Here is a 6996-nt window from a genome sequence, read left to right as displayed (position 1 = left end):
TGGGACGGGAATGTGGGCGCGGGGGCCGGAGAGACTCTGCACGATCCGGTGGTGGGGGGGGGGGGGGGGGGGGGGGGGGGGGGGGGGGTGGTGGTTTGGGGGGGGGGGGGGGGGGGAGCGCCGCTGGGGGGGGGGGGGGGGGGGGGGGGGGGGGGCCCCCCCCCCCCCCCCCGCACCCATGCCTCACGCCGGCCGCGACCGCAGTCCCTCCAGCAGGATGTCCAGCAGTCGCGCCGAGGCCGCCGCCTGCTGGGCCGCGTCCGGCAGCGAAGGCGCCGCCGTCGCGATCACCAGCAGTACGTCCGACACCGACACATCGGTCCGCAGCTCACCCGCCGCGCGCGCCCGCTCCACGAGCTGGCCCACGACCTCGAGCAGCGCCGCCGCCCCGGTGCCGTCGTCCTCGGCGACCGACGACGAAGTGCCCTCCTCCTTCTGAACCAGCCGAAGCTCACCGCCGACCGGCTGGGTCCGCTGCTGCGGCACCCGCGCCGCGTCGAACGAGGGGCCGTCCGTGGCCTCGTCGGAGACACCGACCCGGAGCACCTGCGGCGGCAGCAGCCGCCCGGCACCCGAGGCCACCGACGTCCGCAGGAAGCGCGACAGCGCCGACCACGGCTCGTCCTCCTGCCCGAGCGCCGCACGCGCCTGGTCGGTCAGCCGGGAGGTCTCCTCCTCGGCTATCCGCCGCACCAGGACGTCCTTGCTCGGAAAACGCCGGTACACCGTGCCGACGCCGACTCGCGCGCGCCGCGCCACGTCCTCCATCGGCGCGCCGTACCCCAGCTCGCCGAAGACCTCGCGTGCCGCACGCAGTACGTGCTCCAGATTGCGCTGTGCGTCCACGCGCAGCGGCGTCGTGCGCGGTATCTCACCGCGCCCGTTGTGCGCCGCCGCGCTGATCACCGCTCCGCCGCCCGATACGACGGCGGATGCGGACGACCAATGAGAATCCTGAATATGCATGAATGATCCCCCGGTAATGACGTCTCCCCCCGGAGACTCTCCCCGCCATTGAATGCCCGGAGCGCGCGGAACCTGCCCGCTTCCCGAGGCCGCCCGTCGCGGTCTCGACGAGCCATCGCCCCTACACCCCGTCGACACACGAACATAGTTGAGAGGGAGTCAATTCAGAAGGGGCACGTTCCGCACGGAGCGCCCCTCGATCGGAGTACGGGTCGCATACGTCCCGAATACTCCCCTTCTCGCCCCCCGGCGCACCCCACCTGACCTGCGCATCTTCCCCGTACGCTCGTGATTCGGCCAACCCTGCGCACATCAGATCTTCGGTCACACAAATGGTCGGGGCTGTGGACAAACGCCGACGCCGGGTGCGTCATGGGATGGTGAAGGAACGTGCGCGCATTCTCGTTGTCGGCGGCGGCTACGTCGGGATGTACACGGCCCTGCGGCTCCAGCGGAAGCTGAAACAGGAACTCGCCCGGGGCGACGCGGAGATCACCGTGGTCACACCCGACCCGTACATGACGTACCAGCCGTTCCTCCCCGAGGCGGCCGCGGGCTCCATCTCCCCCCGCCACGTCGTCGTACCGCTGCGCCGTGTCCTGTCCCACTGCCATGTCATCGTCGGCGAGGCCACCGCCGTCGACCACGCCAAGCGCACCGCCACCGTGACCACCCTCGCCACCGAGGAGGAGGGCACCGGCGCCCTCCGGCTGTCGTACGACGAACTCGTCCTCGCACCCGGCTCCGTCTCGCGCACCCTGCCCATCCCCGGCCTCGCCGAGCACGCCATCGGCTTCAAGACGGTCGAGGAGGCCATCGGGCTGCGCAACCACGTCATCGAGCAGATGGACATCGCCTCCTCCACCCGCGACCCCGCGATCCGTGACGCGGCCCTCACCTTCGTCTTCGTCGGTGGCGGTTACGCCGGAGTGGAGGCGCTCGGCGAGCTGGAGGACATGGCCCGCTACGCGGCGCGGTACTACCACAACATCCAGCCCGAAGACATGAAGTGGATCCTCGTCGAGGCATCCGACCGCATCCTGCCCGAGGTCGGCGAGGAGATGGGCCGCTACACGGTCACCGAACTGCGCCGCCGCAACATCGACGTACGCCTGAACACCCGCCTGGACTCCTGCGCGGACCGTGTCGCCGTCCTCAGTGACGGCGCCCGCTTCCCGACCCGTACGGTCGTGTGGACCGCCGGCGTCAAACCCCACCCGGTGCTCGCCGCGACCGACCTGCCCCGCACCGAGCGCGGGCGGCTGAAATGCACCGCCGAGCTCTCCATCGAGGGCACCACGCACGCGTGGGCCGCGGGCGACGCCGCAGCCGTCCCCGACGTCACCGCCGACGAACCCGGCAAGGAAACCGCCCCCAACGCACAGCACGCCCTGCGCCAGGCCAGGGTCCTCGGCGACAACATCGCCCACTCCCTGCGCGGCGAACCGCTCGAGACGTACGCCCACAAATACGCCGGCTCGGTCGCCTCCCTCGGCTTCCACCAGGGCGTTGCCCAGGTCTACGGGCGCAAGCTCAAGGGCTACCCCGCCTGGTTCATGCACCGCGCCTACCACCTCAGCAGGGTGCCGACCTTCAACCGCAAGGCGCGTGTGCTCGCCGAATGGATCCTCTCCGGGCTCTTCAAGAGGGAGATCGTCTCGCTCGGATCACTCGAACACCCTCGAGCAGAGTTCGAACTGGCTGCCGGTGGAAAGCCTTCTGACGACCCGAAGGGGTCGTCCTGACCGGACCCAGGAACTCCATCGGCCGCCCCGGCGTCTGACGACTGTCGGCCCGGACGGCCGCCCTGCCAGACTGATCCCCCGAGCCCGGGCGGGCCGCCCGCCGCCCCACCACCCCGCGAACCCACGACGCTGTTCCCAAGTGCCGCACACCCCGGCGCTGCCACCACGCGCGGTCACCGGAGCCCTGGCCCGGTCCGGAGCCGGCCGACGACGACTACACGAGGCAAGGATTCGTGAACTTCACGCGCTGGAGCGCCCGGCTCCCCGGAACGCAGCGCCGCGCAGCAGCGCGGACCGAGTACCCCGCCTCCCCCGAACGACGGGGAGAGAGCTCCGTACCCGCGGCCCGCGCCGAACAACTGACCGATGACACGACGTTCGTAGGGGCCGTCGACGAGCTGCCGGTCCGCGAGGTCCTCGACCGCGTCCCGGCCCTCGTCGCCCTGACCCACGGCCCCGACCACCGCCTCGCCTGCGTCAACGACGCCTATGTCACCGCATTCGGCGTACGCCCCCTCGGCGAACCGGCCCGCGACGCCCTCCCCGAGCTGCGGGAACTCGGCCTGCTCCCGCTCCTCGACCAGGTCCTGCGCAGCGGCAAGCCCCGCACGGTCAAGTCCCGCAAGGCCCCCGACGGCCGCTCCTACACCTTCACCTGCACCCCCGTCGCCAAGAACGCCGACGGCGAGGGCGGAGTCCTCGTCTTCGCCACCGACGTCACCGACCACGCCGAGGCCGCCGAACGCCTCCGGGCCAGCGAACGCCGCCAGCGCGAGACGGCCGTCACCCTCCAGCGCTCCCTGCTCCCCCAGGAACTCGAACAGCCGGACGACCTGCGCATCGCGGCCACCTACCAGCCCGGCGGCACCGAGGCCGCGGTCGGCGGCGACTGGTACGACGTGATCACCCTCGGCGGCGGCCGCACCGCCCTGGTCATCGGCGACGTCATGGGCAGAGGCGTCCGCGCCGCGGCGGTCATGGGCCAGCTCCGCACGGCCGTCCGCGCCTACGCCCGCCTCGACCTCCCCCCGCACGAGATCCTGCAACTCCTCGACGGCCTCGCCGCCGAGATCGACGCCAACCAGATCGCCACCTGCGTGTACGCCATCCACGACCCGAACGAGGGCCGGCTGGTGTACGCCTCCGCCGGCCACCTGCCCATCCTGGTCCGCGACGAGAACGGCACGGTCCAGCGCGCCGACGAACCCACCGGCCCACCCCTCGGCACGGGCGGCTGGATGCACGCCTCCGGCTCGATCCCGCTCGGCCCCGGTTCCACGGCCGTCCTCTATACGGACGGCCTGGTCGAACGCAGGGACGAGGATCTCGACGAAGGCATCGCCTCCCTCGAACGCGCCCTGGCCGGCGCGACGGGCACCCCCCAGGTGATCTGCGACCGCCTGGTCCGCACGGCCGGCGTCACCGCCGACCACGACGACGACGTGGCCGTCCTGGTCCTCCAGCACCCCGCCCGCACCGGCCCCGACGGCGAACTCTTCCGCAACGCGGCCCTGGACCTCCTCGGCGGAGTGGAGGCGGCCCCACGCGCGCGTGCGTTCGCCTCCGGCGTCCTCACCAGCTGGCGCTTCCCGCCCGAACTGCACGACCTCGGCGTCCTGGCCGCCAGCGAACTCGTCGCCAACTCCCTCCAGCACGGCACCCCACCCATGCGCCTGCGCCTGCGCCGCACCGACCGCCGCCTGATCATCGAGGTCACCGACGGCGACGACCACCTCCCCAGGCGGCGCCGTGCCGAAGCAGGCGACGAGTCCGGCAGGGGCATCGCCATCGTGGCGACGATCGCGTCGAGCTGGGGGTCGAGGCGTACACCGGGAGGGGGGAAAGCGGTGTGGTGCGAGTTCGTACTGCCGAAGGCCTAGAACTGTCGGACCTGGAACTGTCGGACCTGGAACTGTCGGCGCGGCTGCGGGCGGCGCGCCGTCAGGCCTCCGCCGACACGGACTCCGCCGCAGCCCCACCCCGAGCGACGACCCGGCTCCGAGCGACCCACGGCTGATCCTGCGCGAGCGTGAGCTGCCTACCCAGCCGCACCGCCAGGAACGTGATCCCCAGCGAGAACAGCAGAAACGTCACGACATAAGGCGCGTGCAACGACGCCCCCATCGGCCCACCCACAGCCGGCCCCACCGCCAACGCCAACTGCTTCACCAGGGCGAACGCGGAGTTGTACTGCCCCGCCATCCCGGCAGGCGCCAGATCCGCCACCAGCGGAGCCACCGTCGGCGACAACATCGCCTCCCCGAGACCGAACAGCGCATACGTCGACACGAACGCAGCCGTCGCCATCTCCTGGCTGCCGTGCCCGAGCCCCGCGTACCCCGCCGCGAGCCACGCCACGGCCCAGATCAGCCCCACGGACGCGATCACCCGGGACCGCCGACGCCGCTCGACGAACCTCAGCACCGCGAACTGCGCGACCACGATCACCGCCGTGTTCGCGGCCAGAGCCGTCCCCAACGCGGACGTCGATATCCCGGCAGCCTCCACGCCGTACGCGCTCAGCCCCGACTCGAACTGCCCGTAGCAGGCGAAGAACAGCACGAACCCCAGCACGCTCAGCTGCACCATGGCCCGGTTCCCGAGGAGCTGCTTCCAGCTCCCCCTCGCCGACCCCGCGGGGGCGTCCTCGATCCGCGGCGAGTGCGGCGTCCGCACCGTCGCCATCACCACGACCAGCAGCAGGAACATCGCCGCCTCGATCGCGAACAGCAGCGTGAACGACGACACGCGCGTGGCATCGACGAGATGCCCACCGATCAGCCCACCGACGCCGAGCCCGAGGTTCTGCAGAAAGAACTGCGTCGCGAACGCCCGCGACCGCGTCTGAGCCGTCGAGCAGTCCACGATCATCGTCGCGAGCGCCGGCTGCATCACGGCCTGCCCGGCCCCGAGCGCCGCCGCCGACAGCAGTACGGCCATGGCATTGCCCGCGAGCCCCAGGCTCAGCGACCCGAGCGCGGCGGTGACCAGGGCGGCGAGCAGCACCGGAAGCGGGCCACGCCGCACGATCGCCCTGCCGGCGAACGGCAGCACCACCAGCGCGGCCACGGCGAAGACGGCGAGCACGAGACTCGCCGTCGTGGCACCAAGACCCCGCACCTGCGCCACATAGACGTACAGGTAGGGGACGGTGAAACCGAGCCCGAACGCGCTGAGTGCGTTGCCCACGTGGATCCGGCGCATCGCTGCGCCCTTCGCCCTGGTCACGTTCACCTCTCTCGAGTAGTTGGTATGCCTCAGTAGTTAGGACTGAAGACTTCGAAGCTAAAGTTAGAAGCTAAACAGTACACCTCGAAGGACTTCAACGCCAAGCGGCCGCATGCCATACTTCGCGCATGGGCGACACCTCCGGCAGCCTCAGTGAGCCGACACTCGAAGCGCAGATCGCCGCCTACCAGCGCGAGTTCCAGGACCTCGACCCCCAGGTCGAGCAGATCGTCTCGGCGCTCTCCCGCCTGAACCGCCGTATGAACGTCGCCTACGGCCGCCAGACCGCCGCCCTCGGCATCAGCAACGCCGAGTGGGAGGTCCTCAAGGAGCTCGTCCTCTCCGGCGCCCCCTACCGCATGGGCCCCAGCGACATCGCCAAGCGCCTCGGTCTGACGCCGGCCGCGATGACCCACCGGATCGACCGCATGGTTACGGAGGGGTTGGTTACCCGAGAACGGGACGAGGCCAATCGGGTCCGCGTCATCGTCGAGCTGACACCGGAGGGACGCGAGAAGTGGCTGGAGGCGATGCGCCTGGCGTCGGTCTTCGAGGAGGACCTCCTCCAGGACCTGTCATCGGGCGAGCGCGCGGTCCTCGGCGAGGTGCTGACCAGGCTCCTTCGCCGGGTGGAGGACGCGCAGCCGGACTCCGGCGGACGCCTCAGCGACCTCGACTGAGACCCGGCTGCGGCCTTGGCTGAAGCGCCCGAAAAGATCTTGACAGCGGGCACTTGACAGCCCCTTCGGGGATCCGTAGAGTTCTTCGGGTTGTCGGAGAGCCGTAACGGTTCTGCGTCAGCACCTCCCGCCGCCTCGTGCGGCAACCAAACCAGCAGAACGATCACTCCTGACGGGGTGAATTCGGCGTGCCCGAATTCAATTCGATCGGGAGCTCGGCGGGTTCGATCGAGTCGAACGACTCGATTGGGAATCGCCGGGAGGATCCGCTAAGGTTTGAGACGTCGGAACGGCCCAACAGCCGGGAAGACAACCCCCCTCTGACGGGGAATCAGGGCCGAAAGGATCTGATAGAGTCGGAAGCGCCGGAAAGGGAA

General features: G+C 70.8%; 5 protein-coding genes. 3 read left to right on the top strand and 2 right to left on the bottom strand.

Features of this window, described 5'->3' with window-relative positions; genetic code table 11:
• Positions 1-183: 183 nt before the first annotated feature.
• The gene (locus tag AC067M_RS45715) at positions 184-966 is read right to left on the bottom strand and encodes a TetR/AcrR family transcriptional regulator (protein WP_478702905.1); all 783 of its coding nucleotides are present in this window, start codon (positions 964-966) and stop codon (positions 184-186) included.
• Between the two features lie 377 nt (positions 967-1343).
• Between AC067M_RS45715 and AC067M_RS45710 the strand changes: the two genes are divergently transcribed.
• Both AC067M_RS45710 and AC067M_RS45705 read left to right on the top strand, forming a co-directional pair.
• Positions 1344-2711 (top strand): NAD(P)/FAD-dependent oxidoreductase, encoded by a 1368-nt coding sequence (locus AC067M_RS45710; RefSeq protein ID WP_478702904.1) that lies wholly within the window; start codon positions 1344-1346, stop codon positions 2709-2711.
• 233 nt (positions 2712-2944) lie between these two features.
• Positions 2945-4591 (top strand): ATP-binding SpoIIE family protein phosphatase, encoded by a 1647-nt coding sequence (locus AC067M_RS45705; RefSeq protein ID WP_478702903.1) that lies wholly within the window; start codon positions 2945-2947, stop codon positions 4589-4591.
• A gap of 61 nt (positions 4592-4652) precedes the next feature.
• Here AC067M_RS45705 and AC067M_RS45700 read toward each other — a convergent pair whose 3' ends face one another.
• A complete protein-coding gene (locus AC067M_RS45700) occupies positions 4653-5915 on the bottom strand; it encodes an MFS transporter (protein WP_478702906.1) in 1263 nt (420 codons plus the stop codon).
• 152 nt (positions 5916-6067) lie between these two features.
• Between AC067M_RS45700 and AC067M_RS45695 the strand changes: the two genes are divergently transcribed.
• The gene (locus AC067M_RS45695) at positions 6068-6619 is read left to right on the top strand and encodes a MarR family winged helix-turn-helix transcriptional regulator (protein ID WP_478702902.1); all 552 of its coding nucleotides are present in this window, start codon (positions 6068-6070) and stop codon (positions 6617-6619) included.
• Positions 6620-6996: the final 377 nt, after the last annotated feature.

Source organism: Streptomyces sp. NPDC043427 (assembly GCF_056436655.1).
Note: the sequence above shows the minus strand (reverse complement) of the source record. Positions and strands in the feature narration are given on the sequence as shown.

What these genes read in the sequence shown, in the direction of transcription:
- AC067M_RS45715 (WP_478702905.1), bottom strand. Translation starts at nt 966, where the DNA reads ATGCATATTCAGGATTCTCATTGGTCGTCCGCATCCGCCGTCGTATCG.
- AC067M_RS45710 (WP_478702904.1), top strand. Translation starts at nt 1,344, where the DNA reads ATGGTGAAGGAACGTGCGCGCATTCTCGTTGTCGGCGGCGGCTACGTC.
- AC067M_RS45700 (WP_478702906.1), bottom strand. Translation starts at nt 5,915, where the DNA reads ATGCGCCGGATCCACGTGGGCAACGCACTCAGCGCGTTCGGGCTCGGT.
- AC067M_RS45695 (WP_478702902.1), top strand. Translation starts at nt 6,068, where the DNA reads ATGGGCGACACCTCCGGCAGCCTCAGTGAGCCGACACTCGAAGCGCAG.